Source organism: Cohnella panacarvi Gsoil 349, from assembly GCF_000515335.1.
Taxonomy (GTDB): Bacteria; Bacillota; Bacilli; order Paenibacillales; family Paenibacillaceae; genus Cohnella; species Cohnella panacarvi.
The window spans coordinates 3,915,494-3,938,634 of record NZ_KI911563.1 but is presented as its reverse complement, the minus strand read 5'-3'; the positions used below and the strand labels follow the sequence as shown (position 1 = coordinate 3,938,634).

At 56.7% G+C, this 23,141-nt stretch carries 22 protein-coding genes; 3 read left to right on the top strand and 19 right to left on the bottom strand.

The annotated features are described in order from the left end of the window. Positions 1-145: 145 nt before the first annotated feature. The 9 genes from COHPA_RS0118920 to COHPA_RS0118880 all read right to left on the bottom strand — a co-directional run bounded on the left by COHPA_RS0118920 (position 146) and on the right by COHPA_RS0118880 (position 11,023). Positions 146-973: a carbohydrate ABC transporter permease gene (locus tag COHPA_RS0118920; RefSeq protein ID WP_027087714.1), complete on the bottom strand. Its 828-nt coding sequence runs from the start codon at positions 971-973 to the stop codon at positions 146-148. Between the two features lie 2 nt (positions 974-975). Continuing rightward, complete coding sequence (locus COHPA_RS0118915) at positions 976-1,851, bottom strand: carbohydrate ABC transporter permease (protein WP_027087713.1); 876 nt, start codon at positions 1,849-1,851, stop codon at positions 976-978. A gap of 61 nt (positions 1,852-1,912) precedes the next feature. Then, complete coding sequence (locus COHPA_RS0118910; RefSeq protein ID WP_027087712.1) at positions 1,913-3,217, bottom strand: extracellular solute-binding protein; 1,305 nt, start codon at positions 3,215-3,217, stop codon at positions 1,913-1,915. Positions 3,218-3,271: 54 nt separating this feature from the next. Beyond that, the gene (locus COHPA_RS0118905; protein ID WP_027087711.1) at positions 3,272-5,011 is read right to left on the bottom strand and encodes a glycoside hydrolase family 13 protein; all 1,740 of its coding nucleotides are present in this window, start codon (positions 5,009-5,011) and stop codon (positions 3,272-3,274) included. 21 nt (positions 5,012-5,032) lie between these two features. Continuing rightward, positions 5,033-5,983, bottom strand: a complete 951-nt coding sequence (locus COHPA_RS0118900) for a LacI family DNA-binding transcriptional regulator (RefSeq protein WP_027087710.1) — start codon at positions 5,981-5,983, stop codon at positions 5,033-5,035. A 473-nt stretch (positions 5,984-6,456) separates the two neighbouring features. Continuing rightward, positions 6,457-6,771, bottom strand: a complete 315-nt coding sequence (gene ppnP, locus COHPA_RS0118895; protein WP_027087709.1) for a pyrimidine/purine nucleoside phosphorylase — start codon at positions 6,769-6,771, stop codon at positions 6,457-6,459. 26 nt (positions 6,772-6,797) lie between these two features. Continuing rightward, entirely contained in the window at positions 6,798-8,810 is a 2,013-nt protein-coding gene (gene tkt, locus COHPA_RS0118890) for a transketolase (RefSeq protein ID WP_027087708.1), read from the bottom strand. A gap of 138 nt (positions 8,811-8,948) precedes the next feature. Beyond that, the gene (purU, locus tag COHPA_RS0118885; protein WP_027087707.1) at positions 8,949-9,854 is read right to left on the bottom strand and encodes a formyltetrahydrofolate deformylase; all 906 of its coding nucleotides are present in this window, start codon (positions 9,852-9,854) and stop codon (positions 8,949-8,951) included. A gap of 32 nt (positions 9,855-9,886) precedes the next feature. Further along, on the bottom strand, positions 9,887-11,023 hold the full coding sequence (locus COHPA_RS0118880; protein WP_027087706.1) for a deoxyribonuclease IV: 1,137 nt from the start codon (positions 11,021-11,023) through the stop codon (positions 9,887-9,889). A gap of 137 nt (positions 11,024-11,160) precedes the next feature. On the opposite strand from COHPA_RS0118880, the gene COHPA_RS0118875 reads away from it, so the two are divergent. The 3 genes from COHPA_RS0118875 (at position 11,161) to COHPA_RS0118865 (ending at position 13,025) form a co-directional block, all read left to right on the top strand. Beyond that, positions 11,161-11,595, top strand: coding sequence for a DUF2621 domain-containing protein (locus COHPA_RS0118875; RefSeq protein ID WP_027087705.1), 435 nt, complete (start codon positions 11,161-11,163; stop codon positions 11,593-11,595). A gap of 81 nt (positions 11,596-11,676) precedes the next feature. After that, positions 11,677-12,102 (top strand): hypothetical protein, encoded by a 426-nt coding sequence (locus COHPA_RS0118870; RefSeq protein WP_027087704.1) that lies wholly within the window; start codon positions 11,677-11,679, stop codon positions 12,100-12,102. Positions 12,103-12,119: 17 nt separating this feature from the next. Continuing rightward, positions 12,120-13,025: a TIGR01777 family oxidoreductase gene (locus COHPA_RS0118865; RefSeq protein ID WP_027087703.1), complete on the top strand. Its 906-nt coding sequence runs from the start codon at positions 12,120-12,122 to the stop codon at positions 13,023-13,025. Between the two features lie 10 nt (positions 13,026-13,035). On the opposite strand, the gene COHPA_RS0118860 is transcribed toward COHPA_RS0118865, so the two are convergent. The 10 genes from COHPA_RS0118860 to COHPA_RS0118815 are packed head-to-tail and all read right to left on the bottom strand — an operon-like array spanning position 13,036 to position 23,059. Continuing rightward, positions 13,036-14,574 carry a DUF6382 and FHA domain-containing protein gene (locus COHPA_RS0118860; RefSeq protein WP_027087702.1) on the bottom strand — a complete coding sequence of 513 codons (1,539 nt, stop codon included), beginning with the start codon at positions 14,572-14,574 and terminating at the stop codon, positions 13,036-13,038. A 13-nt stretch (positions 14,575-14,587) separates the two neighbouring features. Continuing rightward, positions 14,588-15,073, bottom strand: a complete 486-nt coding sequence (locus COHPA_RS23810; RefSeq protein WP_027087701.1) for an A24 family peptidase — start codon at positions 15,071-15,073, stop codon at positions 14,588-14,590. 11 nt (positions 15,074-15,084) lie between these two features. Then, on the bottom strand, positions 15,085-16,038 hold the full coding sequence (locus tag COHPA_RS0118850; RefSeq protein WP_027087700.1) for a TadE/TadG family type IV pilus assembly protein: 954 nt from the start codon (positions 16,036-16,038) through the stop codon (positions 15,085-15,087). Then, a complete protein-coding gene (locus COHPA_RS0118845) occupies positions 16,001-18,193 on the bottom strand; it encodes a hypothetical protein (protein WP_027087699.1) in 2,193 nt (730 codons plus the stop codon). The genes COHPA_RS0118850 and COHPA_RS0118845 overlap by 38 nt, the downstream gene beginning before the upstream one ends. 18 nt (positions 18,194-18,211) lie before the next feature. Then, on the bottom strand, positions 18,212-18,889 hold the full coding sequence (locus COHPA_RS0118840; protein WP_027087698.1) for a hypothetical protein: 678 nt from the start codon (positions 18,887-18,889) through the stop codon (positions 18,212-18,214). Continuing rightward, positions 18,886-19,083 (bottom strand): Flp1 family type IVb pilin, encoded by a 198-nt coding sequence (locus COHPA_RS0118835; RefSeq protein ID WP_027087697.1) that lies wholly within the window; start codon positions 19,081-19,083, stop codon positions 18,886-18,888. The genes COHPA_RS0118840 and COHPA_RS0118835 overlap by 4 nt, the downstream gene beginning before the upstream one ends. A 26-nt stretch (positions 19,084-19,109) precedes the next feature. Further along, entirely contained in the window at positions 19,110-19,958 is an 849-nt protein-coding gene (locus COHPA_RS24610; protein WP_027087696.1) for a type II secretion system F family protein, read from the bottom strand. Continuing rightward, positions 19,955-20,695: a type II secretion system F family protein gene (locus COHPA_RS0118825; protein WP_027087695.1), complete on the bottom strand. Its 741-nt coding sequence runs from the start codon at positions 20,693-20,695 to the stop codon at positions 19,955-19,957. The genes COHPA_RS24610 and COHPA_RS0118825 overlap by 4 nt, the downstream gene beginning before the upstream one ends. Beyond that, positions 20,695-21,936, bottom strand: a complete 1,242-nt coding sequence (locus COHPA_RS0118820; protein ID WP_027087694.1) for a TadA family conjugal transfer-associated ATPase — start codon at positions 21,934-21,936, stop codon at positions 20,695-20,697. Before COHPA_RS0118820 ends, COHPA_RS0118825 begins: the two co-directional genes overlap by 1 nt. Further along, entirely contained in the window at positions 21,899-23,059 is a 1,161-nt protein-coding gene (locus COHPA_RS0118815) for a CpaE/TadZ family protein (protein ID WP_156926703.1), read from the bottom strand. The genes COHPA_RS0118820 and COHPA_RS0118815 overlap by 38 nt, the downstream gene beginning before the upstream one ends. Between the last annotated feature and the right edge of the window lie 82 nt (positions 23,060-23,141).

Sequence of the window (23,141 nt, the reverse complement as noted above, 5' to 3'; positions counted from 1 at the left end):
GCTCTCGATTAACTATCGATTCGTTGTTATTTATGCAGTTGGAAGGCGAATGGTGATAAATAAATGCCGAATTGTCTCTATACAGCATTAGCCCTTATCTCGGTATCCCCGTTGCTAAGGGGGTCCGTTGAGCCTTCCTAATCGTTTATCCCTTCACGGCCCCGGCCGTCATTCCCCGAATCAAATAGCGCTGCAAGAACAGGAACAAGACGAGAATCGGAAGTAGCGCGAGCAGAGAGCCCGCGAATACGACGCCCCATTGCGTCGTATATTGGCCTTGGAAATTCGCCAAGGCGACGGGGAGCGTTCGTTTGGCGGGATCGTTGATGATCGTCAATGCCCAAGGAAACTCCTCCCAAATATACAGCGCGTTAAAAATGATCGCCGGAACGAAAGCCGGTTTGGAAAGAGGCATGACGATCCGGAGGAACAATAGCCGCGAGCTTCCGCCATCCATAAATACGGACTCGTCGATCTCCCTCGAGATGGAATCGAAAAATCCTTTTAGCAAGAACGTCGTAAAAGGAATCCCGCTTGCCGTATAGACCAGAACGAGCGCCCAATACGAATCGTATAAACCCATATCCCGAATCATAACGAATTGAGGAATGATGAGCGTCATGACCGGGATCGTCAAACAGGCCATCAATACGAGCCAACTGATTCTTTTTCCCCGGAATTCGAATCGCGAGTAAGCGAACGCCAGCATGGACGATAGAGCGAATAGCGCGAAGAACGCCGCAACGGTTACAAAGGCGCTGTTGAGCAAGCTTCTGCCGAACTGTTGGCTGTTCCAGGCCTCCCAATAATGATCCCAGGTTGGCTCGGACGGCCACAGACGCGGCGGATATTCTAGAATGACGGCGTTGGGCTGAAGCGATGTCGACAGCATGAAGAACAAAGGATAAAGCGAAATCGCCGCGCCGATGAATAGAGCGATTCCGATGCTAACGCGAGAAAGACGAGCGCTCATGATCAATCACTCTCCTTGTCTCTGCGCATTTGCAGCCAGTTCAATACGGCGATCGGGAGCGCGAAGAGATAGGCCAGCGCCGCCGCATATCCCAGGTCGTAATGTTTGAAAGCTTTATTGTACATCCAGCTAAGCAGAACCTCCGTCTCATGGAGAGGCCCGCCTCCGGTCATCAGCATGACGGAAGTAAAGACGTTGAACGAACCGATGATCAACATCACTTGAATAAAGCTGGAGGTCTGGCGTACGGAAGGAATCGTAATATGAACCAAGCGTTGCCAAGCTCCCGCGCCATCCACCTTTGCGGCGTCGTACAGCGACTGCGGTACGTTCTGGAGCGCGGCCAAATAGAGAACCATGACCCAGCCTATGCCCTTCCAGATGCCGAGCAAGGCAAGCACCGTCAGCGCTAGAAACGGAGTGCTCAACCAGGATACCGGCGCGGACGTCCAGTGAAGCTTATCCGTGAGCAGGTAATTCAAAAATCCGCGATCCGTGAAAATAAACTTGAATACGAGCGAAGCGACGACCCAGGAAGTGACGACGGGCACGAAATACACGGCCCTGAAAAACTTCACCCCCGGAAAGGAACGATAGAGCGCGTACGCGGCCAAAAATCCTAAAACCATTTGTCCGGGAACCGTAAGCAGGCCGTAATATAACAAGTTGCGCAACGAAATCCATAACAGCTTTTCGTGGAAAATCGCATGATAGTTATCGAGCCCGATGAACGTTTTGTCGCTTAACCGGGTCAGTCGAAAGTCGTAAAAGCTATATAGGAAATTTTGAACGAGCGGGTAGACGATAAACCAGCAGACGAACAAAAATCCCGGAATAAAAAACAAGTAAGCGTCTCGCCGCAGTTTTTTCGCGTACATAAGGTAAAACTCCTTTAAAGAACGAGGACACCAGGGGGTAGTGTCCTCGTCTTCTCATTCTTTATGCATTCAATAGATCGTCGATTTGCTGAGCAGCTCCGTCCAACGTTTTTTGGACGTCCGCTTTTTGAAGGAAAATCTGCATGAAAGCGTCGTTGAGCACGTCGTCGATTTGCGGCCATGCGCTTACCGGCGGACGGGCTTTGGACGTCGTTAACTGCTCCAGGAACGGCGCGAAGTAAGAAATCGCTTTAATATCCGGGTGCTCCATCGCCTTCAGATTGACCGGAATTTGTCCGACCTTGCCCATCTCTACTTCCGCTGCCTCGGACACCATGAATTTCACGAACTCCCAGGATTCTTCCGGATGCTCTTTGCTCAGAATGCCGATGTCCTCGCCTCCGAGCACTTGAACGGAGCCGCCTTTGCCCGCCGGGAACGAAGCCGCCATCGGTTTGAACTCCTTGAATTGGTCGGTAAATTGGGCGAACGCCCAAGGGCCTTCGGCCATCATGCCGTAGACGTCTTTGGCATGGCCTTCCGTCACGGGAGTGTCTCCCGGCTTAAAGCCGGTGATCAACCCTTGAGAGAACGCTTGTTGCAGCTTCGTCGCGATCTCGACGGAAGCGGCGCCGTTCAAATAGCCTTGCGCCGTTGTGTTGTCCGGGGATAATACGTCCCCTCCATTGCTCCAAAGCCACGGAAGAACGTTCCACCCGCGAAGCGCCGGTTCGCCGAATCCCCACGATTGCGGGAATTTGTCCTTCAGCTTCGGCAGCGCCGCGAAAAACTCGTCCATCGTCGCCGGAGCTTGATTCAATCCGGCTTCTTTGAACATTTTTTCGTTCCAGAACAACACTTTCGTATTCGTATTGAGCGGAAGCGCGTAAGTATGCGCTCCAATAACGGCCGTGGACAACGGTCCTGCCAACAGCTCTTTGCTTACTTCTGCGAAATCGTCGAATTTCTCGTCCAACGCCACGAGCATATCGTTAGCTTGCAGTTCCGGCACCCAAATGATGTCTAGTCGCGCGACGTCCGGGAGCTCTCCGGCGGACGCGCCGATCTGAAGCTTCTGGTGCAACTGGTCCCACGGGAACGATACCGCGTTAACGCGAATGTTCGGATGCTCGGCTTCGAACTTCGGAATAAGCACTTCTTTGAGCGTCTTTTCTTCCGCGGAAGCCGTGCTGTAATGATGCCAGAACGTTAGCGTTACGTCTTCGGCAGGCTGTTCGGCATTCGGCGACGCGCCGGCCGTCCCTTGCGCTTGCCCGTTATTGTTATTGCCGTTGCCGCATCCCGCGGCCAGCAAAGCCAGAAGCATTAAGGTTACGATTAATCGAAGCGATTTACGGTTTCGCATGTTCGAATTCCTCCTTGATATACTGACTCTACGTCGGGCTCGAACTAACTCGCCCTATATATGTGCTTCCCTATACAACGCGTATTGCATATACTCCGTTTGATCGGCGCGCCCATTGCTCGAAGTTACGAACTCGAGCCGTTCCGGCATCAATCCGAATCCGATAAGCGTCTCTTCATGCGCGCGTGCCGCGTCCGACATGTTGACGATTAAATAAAGCGATTCTTCTTCGCTTGTTCTTTGAATCTTGATGGTCGCGTTCGCTCCATCGATCGCGAGTTCGAGCGAGCCGTGCGTAAGGCTAGGCGCAGTCTTTCGGAGCGTCGTCCATAACCGGTAATGCCGCCATAGCCCGTTGTTCTCATGCGGTTGGCTCCAATCCATAGCTCCACGGCAGCCCGGATCGTTCTCGCCGGTCATGCCGATCTCGTCGCCGTAATAGACAACCGGCGTTCCGGGCAGCATGAACTGCGCGGCGGTTATCGTCTTCAGCGCATTCTCGTCCTGCTTGCAACGGGTCAGCACGCGCTCCGTGTCATGACTGCCGACCAAGTTGAATTGCTGCAAAGATTCCTTTAACGAATAACGGTGATAATGACGCGTTAACCGCTCATGGAACTCCTCGACCCGGATCGACTGGTCCGCGAATAGTTCTAGCAGAATGGCGCGCAGCTCATAGTTCATGAAGCTGTCGGCACCTCTGGCGACCATTAGCGGCTTGGCATCGTACCAAATCTCTGCAATAATAAAAGCGTCAGGTGTCACCCGCTTGACTTCGGCGTTCAGCTCCCGCAAGAAGCTGAGCTCCACTTCGTCTGCGACATCAATTCGCCAGCCGTCTATTCCCGTTTCTTCCTGCCAGAAGGCAACGAGATCAAAGACGTATTGACGAACCTGGGGGGTTGATGTCCGCAGCTTAGGCATGAATTTCCAGTAACCGACCGAATCGTATCGATCCTCGCTCAGCTCGATCGGGTACTCGTGAACATAAAACCAATCTTTGTACGGGGAATGGGCTCCTCTGGCGATGACGTCCTGGAAAAAAGGATGGAAGTACCCGCAATGATTGATGACCAAGTCCAGCACGACCTTGATATCTCTCTCGTGGCACTTGGCTACGAGCTCCTTCAAATCTTCCTTCGTCCCGAACGCAGGATCGATCGCCATGTAATCTTCCGTATCGTATTTATGATTGCTTCTCGATACGAAGATCGGATTCAGATATAAGGCATTGACCCCCAGCGCCTCGATCGCGTCCAGCTTGTTAATGATTCCCCTTAAATCACCTCCCATGAAGTTATCCCGCGTCGGCTCTGATCCCCAGGCTTCTACGCCCGCCGGATCGTTGCGACTATCTCCGTTATGGTAACGCTCCGGAAAGATCTGATACCAGATCCTGTCGCGAATCCACCGGGGGGAATGGACCGCGTCCCGATCTCCCGCATACGAGAACTGGAATGCGTGCTGCGGACGAAACTCCGTCTCGACGCCGTGGGAAAGCACCCAATAGGTATGCCCGTCCAGCTCGAACCGAAACGCGTACTGCAAATAACGGATCCGGGATTCTTCCGCTCGAAGCGTTATACGGTAATAGCTGCCGCTGGAAGTCGATGACCATGCGTTCATCGCTTGTTCGCGTCTGCCGAGCGTTTGATGCCGGTATTTATTCCAGTAGACGATTGCTACGCTTGTCGCCCGATCGGGAACCCGCAATCGGATTTCCGCGCGATCAAGCTCCAACAAAGTGAAATCCAACGCCGGATCGTGACACCCGGCATAAGTCCATGCTTGCATACGAATCGTTCCTTCTCTGAATTAAGTTCGCGCCCGTACGTTGATGTGCGAAGGAGCATCTTCGGTGCCGTCTATGACCTGGAGGAGCAGCTTGGCGGCTTGCGTTCCCATTCTCTCGAGCTGCAACGATATCGACTCCACCGGCGTCGGCAAATGCCGATACAACGGATGCTCGTCGAAAGCCGCGACCGGAATCGCTTGATGCGCGGCCGTCTTCTCGGCTTCCAGCCACTCGTACAGCTTCTCCTGGCTAGAGGCGATAAGCGCATGAGGCGGCGAATCCTCTTGCCCTAATCGATCCGGCTCGGCGATCCTCGAAGGAAGCCCGTGCCTAGTCATCGCCGCCGCATAGCCTCTTATGCGGTTCGCGACGTAAATGTCTTTATGTCCTTGCTCAGGAGAAGCTAATAGAACGATGTCCTTGCAGCCTTGGCCGATCAGTCTCTCGGTCAGCGCTTCCGCCGCTTGCGCGTTATCGACGTCGACCCATCGGACGCCCTCTCTAGGCGATTCGCCTATGACGACGAAAGGCATCGCATGATCGATCAGAAACCGATAATGTTCCTCCGTCAGCAAGCTTTCGGGGATCAGCACCCCGTCAACCCGATGCTCTCGCACGATTTTCTGGAACGTCGTCGTTTCGCTCTTATCGATATCGTGCACGCTCATCAAGAGGAACAAGTAGTCGTTCGCATAAATTTCTTCCTCGATCCCTCTCAGGACTTCGTTGAAGAACGGATTCGCGTAAGCTTGGCGATTCGTGTAGTCGAAGCAAAATCCGACCGTGTATGTCCGGCTTGACGCCAATGCGCGCGCGGCCGTGTTCGGTACGTAGTTGTGCTCCCTGACGATCTCCATGATTTTGTTTCGCGTCTTCTCCGAAATGTTAACGCTTCCATTCAACACTCTGGATACCGTCGCTTTATTAACGCCAGCTATTTCCGCGATTTCCTTGATCGTAAGACGGCTCAACGACACTTCCCCCTTCACTCAATGCAACCGGTTGCATAAATGATTATAATCGATCTTTGGTCTTCTCGCAAGATGCGGAGCAAAGAAAAGCAAGGTTCCCCGAACGGGAGCCTTAGCGGTGACTAATCGTGTCGTAGTTTCATATCGGACTTAGAGCGGACAACTGCACGGAATACCGATATTCCAGCGAATCGGTTGCCGCTGATTCGACCAACGGCACGAAGTACAGTTAGTTTGGCGTATAGCGAGATTTCGGCGGTTTTTGAGTACGTTAGATGTATTCGGTGCAGTATATGGCTGGTATAAGCGATTCCGAAATAACTAACTGTACTCTGCGCAGTCGCAAGCCAGACGCTGCTTGCTCAGGTGACGCATTTAACGAATTAGCGGCACTTGCCCTGCAGCGATATAGAGTATAACGACCAAAAAAAGGCTCCCGTCAGGGAGCCTTAGCGGCTTTACCGCATTCGGAATTAATCCAAATACGAGCAAATATAGTCGGTTACCGTTCTGACCTTCAGCTTGAAGCTGGCGTTAGCCGGAACTTCGAAAGCTTGCGGATTCGTGATCTCAAGCCACTCGGCGTTGCCTGGGAGCAATATGGAAAGCTCTCCGGACTGAATGTCCATGACTTCCTTCTGCGAGGTGCCGAATTCGTATTCGCCCGGCAGCATAACGCCGAGCGTTACTTTCGATCCGTCATCGAATACGACGGTGCGGCTCGTAACTTTGCCATCGAAATATACGTTCGCTTTTTTAACTACGGATACGTTGTTGTATTGCGACATGGCTCTCTCCAGCTCCCTTATGCGTACTACAGCAATTTATTGAATTGCGCCACGACGTTCTCCACCGTGAAGCCGTATTCTTTGATTACGCGATCGCCCGGTGCGGATGCGCCGAAAGTGCTGATGCCGAGAACCGCGCCGCCGTCGCCGACGAAACGATCCCAACCGAACGGATGAGCCATCTCGATCGCAAGGCGAGCTTTAACGCTCTTAGGCAGAACGCTTTCTTTGTATGCCGCGTCTTGAGCATCGAACAGATCCATGCTTGGCATGCTGACAACGCGAACGTGTACGCCTTGCTCGGCAAGCGCTTTTTGGGAAGCGACCGCAAGCTGAACTTCGGAGCCCGTTGCGATCAAGATGCCTTGCGGTTTGCCGTTCGCGGCTTCGGATACGACGTAAGCGCCTTTGGAAAGTGTCTCGCGTGCGTTAGCCGTGCCTTCGAGAATCGGCAAGTTTTGGCGCGTTAGGACAAGCGCGACCGGTTTGCCTTGGTTTTGCATCGCGTAAGCCCATGCCGCGGACGTTTCGTTGCCGTCGGCCGGACGGATAACCGTCAGGTTAGGGATGATGCGGATCGAAGCGAGCTGCTCGATCGGTTCGTGCGTAGGGCCGTCTTCGCCGACCGCGATAGAGTCATGCGTCAAGACGTAAGTAACAGGCAGGTTCTGGATCGCCGACAAACGTACAGCCGGACGCAGGTAGTCGGTGAACACGAAGAACGTACCGCCGTATACTTTCAAGCCGCCGTGCAGCATAATGCCGTTCATGGCTGCCGCCATGCCGAACTCGCGAACGCCGAAGTAGATGTTGCGGCCGTCGTAGTTGCCTGGTTTGTAGACCGGCAAGCCTTTGAGGTGCGTCATCGTCGAGCTTTCGAGGTCGGCGGAACCGCCAACGAGCTGCGGGATGTTCTTAGCAAGTCCGTTCAATGCGTTACCGGAAGCAACGCGCGTGGAGAGCGGTTTGTCTTCCGTCGTGTACTTCGGAAGATCCGCATCCCAACCGCTAGGCAATTCGCCTGCGACAGCCGCTTCGAATTGAGCAGCCAATGCCGGGTGGGCGGATTTATATTTCGCGAATTGGGCTTTCCAAGCCGCGTGCGCATGCTCGCCTGCTTTCTTCACTTCCGCGAAGTGAGCGCGAACCTCTTCAGGCACGTGGAATTCTTCATGCGGCCATTCATAGAACGCTTTGGTCAATTGGGACTCGTCGGCGCCGAGCGGGGAACCGTGAGGACCTGCATGGCCGCCTTTGCCGCCTTTGTTCGGGGAACCGTAGCCGATGACCGTTTTCACTTCGATCAGCGTCGGTTTGCTCTTCTCAGCTTGCGCCTCCGCGACCGCTCTCGCCAACGCGTCCAAGTCGTTGCCGTCTTCTACGCGCAGCACTTGCCAGCCGTAAGCTTCGAAGCGCTTGCCCGCAAGCTCGGACATCGAGAGGCTAAGTTCTCCGTCGAGGGAAATATCGTTCGAATCGTACAGCACGATCAGCTTGCCGAGCTTCATGTGGCCCGCCATCGAAGCCGCCTCGTGGGATACGCCTTCCATCAGGTCGCCGTCGCCGCAGATCGAGTACGTATAGTGATTGATAATGTCGAAGCCTTCGCGATTATAAGTCGCGCCAAGCTGCGCTTCCGCAATCGCCATGCCGACCGCCATCGCGATGCCTTGGCCGAGAGGACCTGTCGTCGCGTCAACGCCGGCCGTGTGGCCGAATTCCGGATGTCCTGGCGTTAAGGAACCCCATTGACGGAAGTTTTTCAATTCATCCATCGGCAGGTCGTAGCCGCTCAGGTGGAGCAAGGAATACAGCAGCATGGAACCGTGGCCCGCAGAGAGAACGAAACGGTCGCGGTCGATCCAAGTAGGTTCGGACGGATTATGTTTCATCGACTTGGCGAACAATTGGTAACCCATCGGAGCTGCGCCCATCGGCATGCCCGGATGTCCGGATTTGGCTTTCTCGATCGCATCGATCGCTAGCGTGCGGATCGTCGTAACGGATAATTGATCAATCGTTTTCGTACTTGCTGTCATTACGGTAAAACCCTCCTCATGTCTATTCACGTACGTTCCCGGACATAACGTCCATAATCGTACAGATAAAACTATTTTGCCTATTGTACCATGGTCCCCATCGGATTGCTATAAATGTATGTACAAGTTCGAAGCCTTCTATACGAAGGCAACCGTCTTGTTCTGGAACACGAGCAGTCGGTCTTCGATGTGCCACTTCACCGCGCGGGCGAGCACGATCCGCTCGATGTGGCGTCCGATGCGCTTCAGCTCGTTGACGTTATCGCGGTGGCTGACGCGTTGAATGTCCTGCTCGATAATCGGTCCGCCGTCCAGCTCCTCGGTCACGTAGTGGGCCGTTGCTCCGATCAGCTTAACGCCGCGGTCGTACGCTTGTTGATACGGCTTGCCGCCCACGAACGCTGGCAAGAACGAATGGTGGATGTTGATGATGCGGTTGTGGAACTGCTCGATAAACTTCGGCGGAATGATCTGCATATAACGAGCTAGCACGATGAGATCGACTTTGCCGACCGTGAGATCGCGCTGCCGGCGCTCCGCTTCCGGCTTCGTATCGGGCGTAACCGGTATGTAGTGATACGGAATTCCGAACGATTCGACAAGCGCTCTCATGTCCTCGTGGTTGCTGACGACCATGCTGATCTCCGCGTCCAAGTCGCCTGCTTGCCATTGCCATAGCAGTTCGAGAAGAGCATGATCCTCCTTGGATACGAAGATCGCTACCCGCTTGCGGCGCGCCGCGCGGAAAATGCTCCAGCGCATCTCGAAACGGTCCGCCACGCGGGTGAAGTCCTCTTGAAGCGACGCTAAGCGCACTTCCAGATCCTGCAGATCGAACTCGATCCGCATGAAGAACATGCCGCCCTCCGGATCCATCGTATATTGGTCGGATTGCACGATATTCGCGCCTTGCTCGTATAGAAATTGCGATACGGCCGCAACGATCCCCGCGCGGTCCGGGCATGAAATCAGCATGCGCGCCCGGTTGCTCTTGTCCTCTCGCCGCTTGGCGTCTTGCGGTTGATAGATCGATTGTTGACTCATCTGCTTCGCTTCCTCTCTGCAATCGGCCGAAGTTACAGCGACTTCAGCCATTCCTTCCCTGCAAGCCATCCCAGCAGCCGCTGGTTGAGCGCTTCCTCGCTCAACTCGCCGGACAGCAGGCGCTGCTCGACGATGATATCGTACAGACGCTCCATCGGCTCGCGCGGATCGGCCTTCCTGGCTTTGGCGTCCGATTTGAGCAACTCCCACGTCTGCAGCACGTAATCGCGGTGATGGATGTCTTCTTTATCGAAATAAAAGTGCAGACGCTCGACGTCCTCCAAAAATTCGCCGCCGAACCGTTTGGACGTTTCGCCGCGCAGCATCGCGATTTCCGCTTCGTACATCGGACGCTCGGTCGCATCGGTTTTGCCGATCCATGGCGTTTCCAAAATAAACGGTTTGTCCTTCAACCATTCATGACCGACGACGCCTGCAATCCCTTGATAGCCAATCCAGCCCGAGCCGATCGGAGCATGGCGGTCTTTGGCGGCTCCTTGCGGATTTTTGCTGTCGTTGACGTGAACGACGGCGATGCGATCAAGGCCGATGACTTCGTCGAATCTACGAAGCACGCCGTCGACATCCCCGACGACGTCATAGCCCGCGTCGTGAATGTGGCAAGTATCCAAACACACGGTCAGACGGCTGTTATCGTTCACTTTCTCGATAATTTGCGCAAGCTCCTCGAAAGTGCGCCCGATTTCCGTTCCTTTGCCGGCCATCGTCTCGAGCGCGATGTTAACGTCGGTTTCCTTCGTCCCTTCGAGCACTTCGTTCAAACCTTCGGCGATGCGCGCGATGCCGTATTCCGGATCTTTCTCGGTATATGCCCCCGGATGCAGCACGATATTGTTCACGCCGATCCGGTGCGTCCTCCGCACTTCCTCTTGCAGGAAGCTCACGGCGAGTTTAAACGTATCTTCCTTATAGGAACCTAGATTAATAATGTACGGCGCGTGGACGACGATGTCCTTGACGCTTATCCCGCTGGCGGCCATCGCCTGGATGCCTTCCGGGATGTACAAGTCCTCGATCGGCTTCCTCCGCGTATTCTGGGGCGCGCCCGTATAAATCATAAACGTTCCGGAACCGTACGATTCCGCTTCATTCGCCGCATTCAGCAGCCCTTTGTCCGAAAAAGAAACGTGCGAGCCGATCTTAACCATCGCCAATATGCTCCTCTCGTCTACCGATCCGTACCCCGCGGGCCCGCGGGGCCTGTCCAAGCAATCACCCTTTATTGTAGCGCGAACGTCGAAATAAATCTAGAAATGAGCTATAATTTCGGAATGAGGTGATAATGATGTCTGGATCTCCAACTTGGTTCATCTATTTCATCTGGTTTTGGACTTTCGTGCTGATCGGCTTCATGACGATCGGCGGATACTTCATGTTCCGCAAGTTTCTGAAGGTGATGCCGCAACGCGACGGCAAGTCCAAGCTGGATTGGCAAAACTATTGGGTCGAACGCAGCCGTCCGCTGTGGACGGACGAGTCCAAGGCGATGCTCGACAAGCTCGTTTCCCCGGTGCCCGGTCCTTTCCGCGATATCGCGAAACACTCGATCGCCGCAAGAATCGGCCAGCTCGCCGTCGAGAGCGGAGCCGAACGCGTAACGAACGAGCACTGCATCGAAGGCTACATTCTGGCGACTCCGAAGCGCGACCACCGCAGCTTAAAGGATTTCCTGGAGAAAAATCAGATCGACTATTCCGCCTACCGGCACTTGCTCGGTTAATGGAGAATCGAAGACGATCGCGTGAAAAACGAAACCTTTGCGCGCGATATTCGTCTAACCTCGTAGGAGGTGCTTTACAACATGAACAAGAAAAGAAGTACGACGCTTGCTTTAAGCTCCGCGGTTCTAGCGCTAATGCTGATCACTGCCGCGTGCAGCAACAACGACGGAAATGCCAACCCTTCCAATAACGCCAACGTTACGCCATCCCCTTCGCCAACCGTGACGGCGAGCTCCGAAACAGGCGGAGAGTCGAGTGCGGAGCCTTCGACAGCTCCGGAAACTCATCCGGGAGAAGGCGAATATGTCGGGCTCATCGACAGCCATTCTATCGAGGTAAAATTAGAAGATTCAACAGTCGCGTTCCAGATCGGTCCTGAGATTGCGGAGAAAGTCGATCAATGGGAGTCGGGCACTCTCGTTACGTTCACTTATTCCGAGAATAAGATCGACGTGAACGGAGAAACCGTCACGCAATACACGATTCATTCGATCGATAAGCAGTAAAAGTGAGGAGGAGCGCGATGCGTGTAGTCGTGTGCGGGGGTACGGGTTACATTGGGACCGCTTTGACGCAAGCGCTCCTTTCCCGTGGAGACGAGGTTTGGATCGTTACAAGGCGGCAACCGAAGAAGTCGCCCTTCGATACGACGATGCCTCACCCCGGTTATATGACCTGGGCAGAGTGGGAGACGAATCCGGATCGGCTTGGCGCCATCGACGGCGTCGTCAACTTGACCGGCGAATCGATCAACCAGCGTTGGACGGCCAAAGCCAAAGCGCGCATCGTATCCTCGCGAACGGAAGCCGCGCATCGGCTCGCGGATATTATCGGCCGAATGAGCGAACCGCCTCCGGTCGTCGTGAACGCTTCGGGAATCTCGCTATATGGTCACTCGGGGGACAAGGTGTTCGATGAAAGCTGCCCGGCCATCCCAGCCGATTTTCTCGGAACGACGGTCGTGACGTGGGAAGACGCGATCGACCGTATTCCGGGTAGACGACTGGTCAAGCTGCGGATCGGACTGGTGATCTCCCGCAGCGGCGGAGCGTTCGGCTTCATACGCTTGCCTTACCGTCTCTTCGGCGGCGGAAGAATCGGAAGCGGCGAGCAAGGTTTGCCCTGGATTCACCTTCAAGACATGATCTCGCTCATCCTGTTCTGTCTCGAGAACGAGAGCATATCCGGCCCCGTCAATGCGGTTGCGCCGGACCCCGTATCGAACGACGAGTTCGGACGGACGCTCGGCCAAGTCACCCGGCGCCCTCACTGGTTCCCCGTTCCGGGCTGGCTGCTGAAGCTGGCGCTTGGCGAGATGAGCACGCTCGTCCTTACGGGACAGCGGGCGATGCCGAGAGTCGCGTTAGACCGCGGATTCGAGTTCGCGTTTCCGAAGTTGGATGAAGCCCTGCGGGATATTACCCGCTAGGGCTTCTTTGTTAGGCGTGTTCCTGAACGAAGCGATATCTGGAAGCCGCGAGCGTCAAGCTGTCTCCAGGTTGCAGCGGATACAGCTCGTAAGGCGTCATGGGCACGTCGTTCAGCTTGCTGCCGTTGCGCGAGCCCAAATCTTTGACCTTCCACTGATCGGCCACTCGCACAACCTCCGCATGAGCGCGGGATATTCCGCTTGTCCCGTCGACATGGTCGGACGCCTCCGAGGATCTGCCGATCACGACCGATTGTTCGCCAAGCGGCACACGGCAGCCGTTACCCTTGGTCTCCCAGAGCAAGTAACAGGCTGCTTGGGGTTCTCGCGGAACTATTGCGAGCATTTCCGTGCGATCTCCGAGACCGGCAGGCAGCCAGGTCGTCTCCGCGGGTTGTTCGCGCTCTTGCGGAGCTGCGGCAAGGCGCTCGGGAGCAGGCCATCTTGGCTCCGCCACTTGAATCTGAAATCTGCGCGCTCCGGAATCCGAAAACTCGTCTTCCTCCTCGCCCGATGGTTGATGATATGCTTTCCGGCCAGGCGTCGCCGTTTGTTCGATGGATTGCGCAACCCGCTCCGGCGCCCAATTCCACAGCAGCAACACGCCGGCAAGCGCGATGACCGTAACCCCGAGCCCTAACAGCAACCCGGGCTGTCCCGGATGATCCATGTAACCGAAACGCCACGCCGCGGCTACGGCTGCGGCGGCTGAGGCTCCCGCCAACGTTCTCCGCCTATGCGGATCCATTGCCGGTTTAGCCGGTCTGGGTTTGTCCGTCTCTCCGGCAAACCGATCTCCGCCCAACAGCTCCGACAAGGCATGCGGATCGCCTGACGGCGGCTGCAGCAGCCGCCAGGGCAGCCCGATTCGCTTATCGCCTTCAGGCTTCATTCTATCCGGCTTGTCCGCCATCTCATCCTCGCCAGGCTCGGCCGACATCATGGATAAAGAAGGCTCGCGCTGAGCGTCCGAATGTCTGTCCGTCGAGGAAGAGGATAAATATTCTCGTATAAAGTCGCGTAACGTTCTCGGGGCGAATTCCGGCGCGTTAACGATGCGCAGCACATGCTGCACGGCTTGTCCGTCCAAGTTCTCCACATGCGTCATCCAGCGCACGACGAGCCGCTCCAAGCGATCCGCGTTCTCCATCCCGGCGGCAATCGGCAAGTACGTAAATCGTAGATCTCGGCCGTCTCCTGCCGTGAAGATGAATTCGTCCGAGAGCAGGATGCGGTTCGCGTCCAGCAAATACAGCCTGCAATCCTCGAGCGCTTCCGCGAGGCGGCATAACGCGTTCATGAAATCGCCCATCGTCCATTTGACGATTCGAAGCGATTCGACCAGCATTCGGCAACCAATCAAGTCGTACCTGAACGTAATGACGCCGTCGAGCTCTTCGTTCTCTACCGGAAGCAATCCCGGCACCTCGCAATGCCTCAGCATTCGAAGCTGCGTCCAATTGACCGAATCCCGGGTAAATCCGTTGTCGCTGCCGATGGTCATGAATAAACCTCTGCGCTGCTCGAATCCGACCCTCAATTTCTCCATTCTCATCCCCTCCCTACCCTTGTCCCAACAGCATTATAAAGCTTGGCGCAACGGCTAACATGAACGGAAACCGCGCGCCTTTGCCTTCCGAAACCGGATGCGTGCCCCACGGCCACTTCAGGCGCGCCCCGACCTTATTCAGCGCCGGCAATCGAAGCAGGACGAGGACAGCGGCGATCGCGCCGGCTGCGATGATGGCGTACATCATTAGCCGAAGCGTAGGCAGCGCGCCCATCCATATGCCGAAAACGCCGAACCATTTGACGTCTCCTCCGCCCATCCCCCGAAGGAGGAACAGCACGTACAAAGGGACAATCCCGGCGGCCGCGCCGATCGAAGCCGCGATTACTCCGTCTTGTCCGCGAGATAACCATTGATAGAGAAGTCCGCCTGCCGCGAACCATACGTTCAATGCGTTCGGTATTCGCATCGTCCTCATATCGGTCCAACAGGCGGATGCCAGCAATAGACAGACGCCGATTAATGCTCCTTTGTCCAATGAACTCCCTCCTACGGAGCGGATGCGCTCCCGACTTCAAATGAATGCTCCCACTGCCCCTCATGCCCGCCGCCTGAAACCTTCATGCTCCATTGCCCCGGCGTCGTTCTTCCCGAGACATGCCAGGTCCAGCTAACCGTACCGTCCTCCCCCGCGACCGCCGTGCCGAGATGCTTCGCTTGGCTTTGTCCGCTCTTGTAGATGACCGAAAGATCTACGGAAACTCCCGGCTTCGTGCGAATGACTAGCGTCGCCTTCCGCCCGGGCCTTACCGGATTCGGTTCCAACGAAACGAACGTAACCTGCAAGCTGTCGGCATCCCCGTCCGGCAGCCTGGCGTTCGTCGCGCTTCCCCCGATCCATACCCTCTCTCTCGCGGATTGGCTTAATACCAGCTTCGTGCCGATGAACGGCACTCTCATCGGCAACGTATACTCGGCATGAAGCGTTAAGTAGGCATTGCTTCGGTCCGAATCGTCCGGAAGTTCTACGATCGTCAACCGCATGCGGGAACTGTCCAATACCGATTCGTCGATATACGGTTGGACCCATTGTTCGAACGCCAGCTTCGCGCCTTGCCGCTCGACGGACCACTCGCCGCGCGCCGCTTGTCCTGCCCACTCCTTGGCAGGCGAAGGCAGCCAGGGTCCGATCTTGTTCACCGTTTCTCCGACCTTCGTCAGCTTGTCGCTCCACTTGTCGGCTTGTTCATATGCGCCAGTGCCTTTCGCTTCCTCGATCGCCAGAGAAACGGGATACCACGCCCCCGCGGCCTGCCGGACCGTCTGCGATAATACGCCATGCAAAGCCATGGATATCATGGCGGTCTGCACCATGAATATAAGAAAGAAAATGAGCAGCAGAAACACGGGCATGAGCATGGCGGTTTCTAGCGTAACGCTTCCCCGATCGGATAACGACCGCCGTCTACTGATAGGCATAATCCGCTTGATAGGCAGCCTCATATCGTCCTTCTCTCACCGTCCCGCCTAAGCTTCCATAGCGTCCAAGCATCCGCACTAACCCTGGGAAAAACCACAGCTTGACCGACGCGGTTCCTTCCACGCTCGCATACGTATAGGCTCCTTGGAAGGACACCCCCGTCTCCAGCTCCATAATCGCGATGCTTCTAGCCGTTTGATTGGCCGAGCCACCATGAAGCAGCAAGAACAAACGCATGTAATCGACATAGGTCGTCGCGATGTCGGCGTATTTGGACAGCTGGATCGTCCCTTTCTCCACCAGCGACTGCAGGTCCGCGACCGCTCCCCGGATGCCGTAGACAAGCGCCGCAACAAGAACGAGCAACGGATTCCCCAGCTTGCCGCATTCCACGAAGCCTTCCATCGTTCGGATCGCGAGCCTAACCGCGAAAATTTCACCGTACGCAGCAGCGATGTTCCCCGACGGATTATGAAACCCGTACAGGATATACTCCGTCTGCTGAACGCCTATCGAAAGCGGCGCCTCTCCTCCGTGAAGCAACCCCTTGGCGTAAGCGGGTTCATAGCGAGACAATCGGGATATCGCGTACTCAGAGTAATAGAGCTGATCCCTTACTCCGAGCAGGCTGTCCTCCACGACGGCAAGAAGATCGCCGGACAACGACAGCGCTTCGTCTCGGCCGTCGCCCGGTTCGTCGGCTTGCTTATTGTCCGCGAGCTCCGCCTCCGTCCGATTCCATTGCAAGTTACGCTCGTACAGCTCTTGCAGCCGATCGAATTCCGCGCGTTCTTCCGGCGTGCCGGAACGGCCCGACAGCAGGTTTAGCAGTCTTTTGGCCCCGGCCCACTCGCTTGTCGCCTTCTTCTCCTCTTGTTTCCGTTCCTCGTCTTGCGACCGGTGAGCCTGGAACGTCGCAGACCGTGCGGTCGCAACGGTTCCGGTTGGACCATGGGCTTTAACAAATCGAGCATATCCGTTCTGCAAGCTCGAGGCTTCGCTTCTTAGTGCGCCGCCCTTGCCGGTAGACCCGGGAACGGAGGAAGCTTGCGAGGCAAAGCTTGATGCATGACCGATAACCTCAATGCCCTGCGAACGCTGCGCCGCGATCTCCGCCTCATAGCCCGCGAAGAACGACGGATCGAGCACCATTTCCGCCGTTTTGCGGCGCAGCTCCGCCATCGCCTCCGCCTGCTCCGGAGACGCCGGGGATTCAGCCGCGCCGATCGCTGCGGCTTCAGCCGCAATCAGGCGCATCTCTTCGTTGGCGTCCTTCGCTTCCTCGATCGCCTCGCGCGCATCGTTATGGGCACGCTCGGACTTTTTTCTCGCAGCTTCGGCATCCGCAGACAGCACCGATGCTAGCCGCGAAGTACCCGATTCGTAGCCCGCCACGATGAACATATATCGCGGAAACGCCTCCGGCGGAATCGGAGTCCCTTGCGCCGCCAAGATCGCCCGCATCCTGGCTTCGTCTTCCAATCGTTTGCTCACGTAATCGTCATACTGGTTAGAGATGTCCGCGACATGTCCGACATTGCCGGTTGCGAGGCTTGGAGTAAGCCGCAGCGGCGGATTCGGAACTTCTTCCGCGAACGCCGCGCGAACGATCTCCCCGTAAGATCGCTGCCGTTCCAGCGCCCGATCCAGGGCTTCTTCCCTGCGGTCGTAAGCTTCCTGCACGCGTTCGAGCACATCGACCGTCTGCTTCGTGTCTTCGATCATGCCGGACATGCCGCGCAATCGCGACGCTAACTCAATCGTTAAATCGATCGGCGCTTTATACTTCATCTCTTCGAGCACTTGCCTGCGGAGGATGTCGTGGTCGGCGATCGGCCTGCTTTCCGTAACCTCGGTCCCTTCCCATCGCGTATCCAGATAGGGGAATGGCTCCGAATCCGACGGCACCGCATTCCCGGCGAGCGTATCCGCGAAGATGCGATCGGCAGGCTCGCCTCCCCTAACGAATAATCCGTATCGCGAATAGAGCTCTGGATCGAAGGAAGACAATACCGACCGGGCGCCCGATTTGACCGTCAGCTCCGCCTGCCGCCGGAATGCCGCCACTCTTGCGAAGTCAATGAGCAACGCGGTAATGAGAACGAACGCGGCCGTCAGAGCGATGAAATAGATCGATACGGAGCCGCCCTCGCGATCCGCAAGTGGTCTGCGTGCCACGTCTTCACCTCCTGCCTGTTATGGCTGGCGTTTACGCAAGATTCCCGCGGCTTCCTCTCGATAGACGTTCGCGCCTTGCGGCGCGTCTTTCATCTTCGCCGTATAATACCGGATCAGATCGAAGGATCGGATAAGCTCCGCAGGCTCCACGACTAAGGCCGACACGTCTGCCGAAGCGGGCTTCTGGCCCCTGAACTTGACGAGCGCTTCGGGAAGCCATCCCGAGCGGGCTTTAACGGTTACGGTTCGCTGAATTCCGATATTCCGGTATTCGATAACACCCGACAAGGAGCCGGGCATTGTCGTACCGATTCTCGCCAGCTTGCCGGACGCCGAGCTGTCTCCTTCGGCATTCGAAGCTAGCGCGATAGGCACGCTGACAGGACGATTTCCGGTCGCCATGCCAAACCAGCCTTGCAGCAACGCATCGTCCTTCATTCTCCAATAAAGCCCGTCGTAACGCTCGGCAGGATAAGCCCCCGTTCTTGCGTCCTTGGCGGAATTCGACCAACCGTACGCCGCGCGTTCGGCCGCAATCGAAGAGCTAAAATAAACTTGCGAATGCAACGAAACATACAAGGCGAACAGAAGCACCAGGCAGGAGAGTACCATCACCCAAGGCAATACCATCGACGCTTCTAATGCAAAGACTCCGGAGCTGTCCTGGCGCAACGAGCTTCGAGATCCGCCTATCATTCGAACAGCTCATCCGACTTGCCCGTGACCTTGTCCATTAATCCGTTCAAGAACGTAATGATCTGATCCTTGAACACAAGCACGACCGCGATCAGCACGGCGACGATCAGCACGATCTCCAGCGTCCCCATCCCTTTCTCGTTGCGCCACAGCGCGATTCCAGCCTTTCGTAATGCAACCAAAGATGCTCTCATGCACGATCAACTCCCGTTCGAATAATTTAAAACATCAATAAAGCCGGAGCGCCTACCAAAACCATGATGCATAGAAAAACGAGAGTAAGAGGAAAAACCAGCTTGGACGATGCCTGCTCGCCGAGCGTGCGGACCGCGGCTTTGCGCTTCTCCCACATTTGTCTCGTCAGCTCTCTTAGCGCCGGAACGAATACTTCTCCGCCTCTTCTCGCGTTGATGAGCAGCGTCGAAGCGAACAGCTTGACTTCCGGGACCGCGCATCTTCGCCCCATCTCCTCTAGCGCGGCAGCCATGCTCTCTCCCCGCTTCATGGCGGCCAAAGCCGACTTTAGCTCGTCGTATAGCGGATTTCTCCCCGGCGGCTGTTGCTCCACGCATCTCGTTAAAGCCCGCAACACGGTGTCGCCCGCGTTCACGATCAGAAGCAGCTTGCCGAGCAACTCCGGCAATTCCATCACGATGCGCTGCCGGCGCATCGCGACGCGATTGCGGAGCTCTCGCGCGCGGAGTAAAGGCACGCAGACGCAGACGACTATTCCGAGAACGGCAAGCGAATCGTTGTCCGTAACCCATGCCACACATCCGAACGCCAGCCAAGCGGCATAACCAAGACCGACGCTTTCCCCTGCGAATGACAACAATCGATCGCGGCTGCACGTCCCGCCGTTCAACTGGGCAAGCGCATACCTAGGCCGGATGAGCAGCGGTTCTATTCGATCCGCGATCGTCCGAACCGCAAGAACATAAATAAACGGATCGACCAACGGTTTGATGCCGCCCAATCGGCCTTTGCGAGCCACGGCGACCCTGCTTATCAGCACGGCATAGAGAACCAGCAGCATGACGCAGCAAATGCCTATCCAACCGATCATCATAGCCGAATGTCCATGATCCGGGCCGTCCACCAAGAACAACCGAGCAGCGCGACGAATACGAGCGTAACCAGCGCCCAGCCGAAGCCCTGATGAATCGGTTCCATATAATCTCCCGCTACTAAGCCGAGCATGCCCACGAACAGATAGGGCATGACCATCATGATTCGCGACTCGAATCGCTTCTGGGCGATCAGCACCGATACTTCAAGCTCGATATCCAGCTTCTCGCCGATGAATTGCGACGTGTTGCGAACGACTTCCACCATGTCCCCGCCCGCCTTCTTGCAGATGGTGATCACGTCGGCAAAGCTCTTCACCTCGGCCAGGTCCGACCTTCTCGCGAAATCCTGCAGCGGAACGTCCAGCGGATCGCCGTTGCGCAGCCGATTGGCGATAACGCCCAACTCCTTCATCAGGTCGGACTTCGTTCCTCCCAGCAATAGGGCCAGATCGGCCTCCAGAGAGAGAAAAGCATTCTCCACCGACCTCCCCGCGGACAGCAGAGAGGACAAAGCATGCAGCGCTTCCTTGAAATGCTGCCGAAGCTTGTTCTTGCGCCTCTTGCATAACGCTTGCGCATAGTGTTTCGGATACAGCAAACCAAGAGGCGCCGCAGCACATGCCAGGGTCCACGTTCCGTACATAAGCCCGACGAGCAAGGCGCACGCGCCGGCTCCGATCGAGATCGCCGCCATTCGTTCCAACCTGCTTAGCTCGTAATGGCCGTATTCGGTCATTAATCCGCCGCCTCCCTTGCGAACCCGGCCTGCCGCAGCTTGTCCGAGTTATTTAATTCCGCGATGCGGCGCAAGCTCCCGACAATGCGTCCGTTCTCTTCGCCGTCTTCCTCGAACCGGTAAAGCGTACGAAGCTCCACTTCCCCGTTGCTTACGCCGACGACTTCGCAGATTTCCGCCACGCGGCGGGAAGCATCGCGATATCGGCTAAGCTGGACGACGATATCGAGCGCGGACGCGATCTGTTGCCGAATGACCGCCATCGGCAGCTCCGCCCCGCTCAGCACCATCGTCTCCAAGCGCGATATCATATCCCTGGCGCTATTCGCGTGCCCGGTCGATAAGCTTCCCTCGTGACCGGTATTCATCGCCTGCAGCATATCGAGCGCCTCCGCCCCCCGGACTTCGCCGACGATAATCCGATTCGGGCGCATTCGCAGGGAGGCGCGGATAAGCTCGCGAATGCCGATCGTCCCCTTGCCCTCGCTATTGGGATTGCGAGTCTCGAGCGATACCAAGTTATCGACGCCGCGAATTTGCAGCTCTGCGGAGTCTTCGATCGTAATGATCCTCTCGCCGGACCCGATCCATTGCGACAGAGCGTTCAGGAGCGTCGTCTTGCCCGATCCCGTCCCTCCGCTTATGAACAGGTTGTACCTCGCTTGAACCATGCGACGCAGAAACTCCGCGGCTTCCTCGGTCAACGCTCCGCCCGCGACCAGCTCCCGAATTCCTAACGGGTTGCGAGGGAATCGGCGAATCGTAACCGTCGGTCCCTTCAGCGCGACGGGCGGCAATACGACGTGAACCCGCGAGCCGTCGGGCAGCCGGGCATCCACGATCGGAGAAGCTTCGTTCACCATCCGGTTCACCTTGCCGACGATGCTATGGATCAAATCCTCCAAGCGCTCCGCGCTTTCGAATCCGATCTGAACCCGGCGCAGCCCGCCCTTGCGTTCGATGTAGATCTCGTCATGAGCATTGATCATAATCTCCGATATTTCTTCGTCGTCGAGCAGCGGCTGGAGCGCGTCCAGGCCGCGAAAGGCGTGAAACAGCCTGCTTACGGCCGCACTCCGCTGCACAGCCGTCATCCGGCGCGTTCTCTCGCGGCGGAACAGTTCTTCCTCGATCATCAGGCGAAGCTCGTCGTCCGTCACTTCTCGCTCCCAAGAAAGCAGCGAACGGACCGCTTCCTTCAGCTCAGCCAGCTCCTCGGACGTGAGCCCGGAACGATCCATGGGACTCTACCTCCTTCCGCCTCCTGGCGGACGGCGATCGCTCGCGAAGTTCGAGCAACTCCAGCAGCTCGTCGACCGCGCCGCAGAACGAAGGCGCGCCAAGCAGCCGCCCCGGCTGTTCGACCGTCTTCCATTGCGGAACGTACGGCAGGCTCATCCCCGGTCCGTCTCCCGGCAAGCTCCAACGGTTAAGCGGCCGTTGACCCTGCGCCTTATTCATGACGAACAGCAGCTTGTCCGCAAGCGCCTCCGAGTCCGACTGCTCCTCCCAATACCGGAACAGTCTGTCCGCCTTCTTCAGCCCTTGCACATCGTCGATCGCGAGCCAGACGACACGGTCGCTGAGCAGCAACAATCCGCGATGCCAGTCGCCCGCTCCTTGATCGGGATCAACGACGATTAGATCGTAGCGCCCCGAAGAACGTATACGGTCTATCAACTCGGAGAGGACGTCGGAAGTCATCGCCAAGCGTTCACCAGGGTGATCCGGCGCATCGATGTAATCGGTTCTTAGGTAAGGCTGATGCCGGCACAGCCGATTGAACGAAGACTCCCACTGCTCCGGATGCGCCCGTAACCCGTAGAGCAGCCTGGACAAGCTGTCCGGTTCGCCATGACCGAACAAGACCGATGTCGCGTTAAGCGCCTCGAGATTGAGATAGAACGTTCGCAACCCGCGCTCTCCCGCTTGGCGAAGCAGATTGAGCGCCAGCGTCGTCTTGCCCGTCCCCCCGGAGGCGGAGAAAACCGTCACGATCCGGCATCCTTCCCCCGTCTCGCCCGGCTGGTTCGCTGCCGTTCTCCTTATCGCGGCCAGCAGCATCGGCAACGACTGATACTGGTTAACCTCCGTCCAGCCGTCATGGCCGCAAGCCCCCGCGCTCTCGACAAGCGCCAACGTCTTCCGCGCCCGCTCGCAGGACGCGCCCGCCTCCCGCATCATCGACGGTTCGGCGACCAACAGATCAATACTCCTGTTCCCTTCGAGCAGTTCCATCCTCAGAGCGCCGGCGAACGTGAACGCCGCGACTTCCCAGCCCGGCTCCTGCTCCCTGACGAATTCGGCGAGCTTAGCCGCGTACTCCATCTCCCTTGCCGCGATAACGACCATTTTAGTCCCCAATGAAACCCCTCCCTCGCGATAGACGCAAAAAAACCGCAAACCCCGACGACGAACCGTCGGAATTTGCGGTGCTTCCGCTTGC

What these genes read in the sequence shown, in the direction of transcription:
- COHPA_RS0118825 (WP_027087695.1), bottom strand. Translation starts at nt 20,695, where the DNA reads ATGACCGAATACGGCCATTACGAGCTAAGCAGGTTGGAACGAATGGCG.
- COHPA_RS0118870 (WP_027087704.1), top strand. Translation starts at nt 11,677, where the DNA reads ATGAACAAGAAAAGAAGTACGACGCTTGCTTTAAGCTCCGCGGTTCTA.
- COHPA_RS0118880 (WP_027087706.1), bottom strand. Translation starts at nt 11,023, where the DNA reads ATGGTTAAGATCGGCTCGCACGTTTCTTTTTCGGACAAAGGGCTGCTG.
- COHPA_RS0118875 (WP_027087705.1), top strand. Translation starts at nt 11,161, where the DNA reads ATGTCTGGATCTCCAACTTGGTTCATCTATTTCATCTGGTTTTGGACT.
- COHPA_RS0118915 (WP_027087713.1), bottom strand. Translation starts at nt 1,851, where the DNA reads ATGTACGCGAAAAAACTGCGGCGAGACGCTTACTTGTTTTTTATTCCG.
- COHPA_RS0118865 (WP_027087703.1), top strand. Translation starts at nt 12,120, where the DNA reads ATGCGTGTAGTCGTGTGCGGGGGTACGGGTTACATTGGGACCGCTTTG.
- COHPA_RS0118820 (WP_027087694.1), bottom strand. Translation starts at nt 21,936, where the DNA reads ATGGATCGTTCCGGGCTCACGTCCGAGGAGCTGGCTGAGCTGAAGGAA.
- COHPA_RS0118840 (WP_027087698.1), bottom strand. Translation starts at nt 18,889, where the DNA reads ATGATAGGCGGATCTCGAAGCTCGTTGCGCCAGGACAGCTCCGGAGTC.
- COHPA_RS0118920 (WP_027087714.1), bottom strand. Translation starts at nt 973, where the DNA reads ATGAGCGCTCGTCTTTCTCGCGTTAGCATCGGAATCGCTCTATTCATC.
- COHPA_RS0118860 (WP_027087702.1), bottom strand. Translation starts at nt 14,574, where the DNA reads ATGGAGAAATTGAGGGTCGGATTCGAGCAGCGCAGAGGTTTATTCATG.
- COHPA_RS0118905 (WP_027087711.1), bottom strand. Translation starts at nt 5,011, where the DNA reads ATGCAAGCATGGACTTATGCCGGGTGTCACGATCCGGCGTTGGATTTC.
- COHPA_RS0118835 (WP_027087697.1), bottom strand. Translation starts at nt 19,083, where the DNA reads ATGAGAGCATCTTTGGTTGCATTACGAAAGGCTGGAATCGCGCTGTGG.
- COHPA_RS0118910 (WP_027087712.1), bottom strand. Translation starts at nt 3,217, where the DNA reads ATGCGAAACCGTAAATCGCTTCGATTAATCGTAACCTTAATGCTTCTG.
- COHPA_RS0118850 (WP_027087700.1), bottom strand. Translation starts at nt 16,038, where the DNA reads ATGAGGCTGCCTATCAAGCGGATTATGCCTATCAGTAGACGGCGGTCG.
- tkt (WP_027087708.1), bottom strand. Translation starts at nt 8,810, where the DNA reads ATGACAGCAAGTACGAAAACGATTGATCAATTATCCGTTACGACGATC.
- purU (WP_027087707.1), bottom strand. Translation starts at nt 9,854, where the DNA reads ATGAGTCAACAATCGATCTATCAACCGCAAGACGCCAAGCGGCGAGAG.
- COHPA_RS24610 (WP_027087696.1), bottom strand. Translation starts at nt 19,958, where the DNA reads ATGATGATCGGTTGGATAGGCATTTGCTGCGTCATGCTGCTGGTTCTC.
- ppnP (WP_027087709.1), bottom strand. Translation starts at nt 6,771, where the DNA reads ATGTCGCAATACAACAACGTATCCGTAGTTAAAAAAGCGAACGTATAT.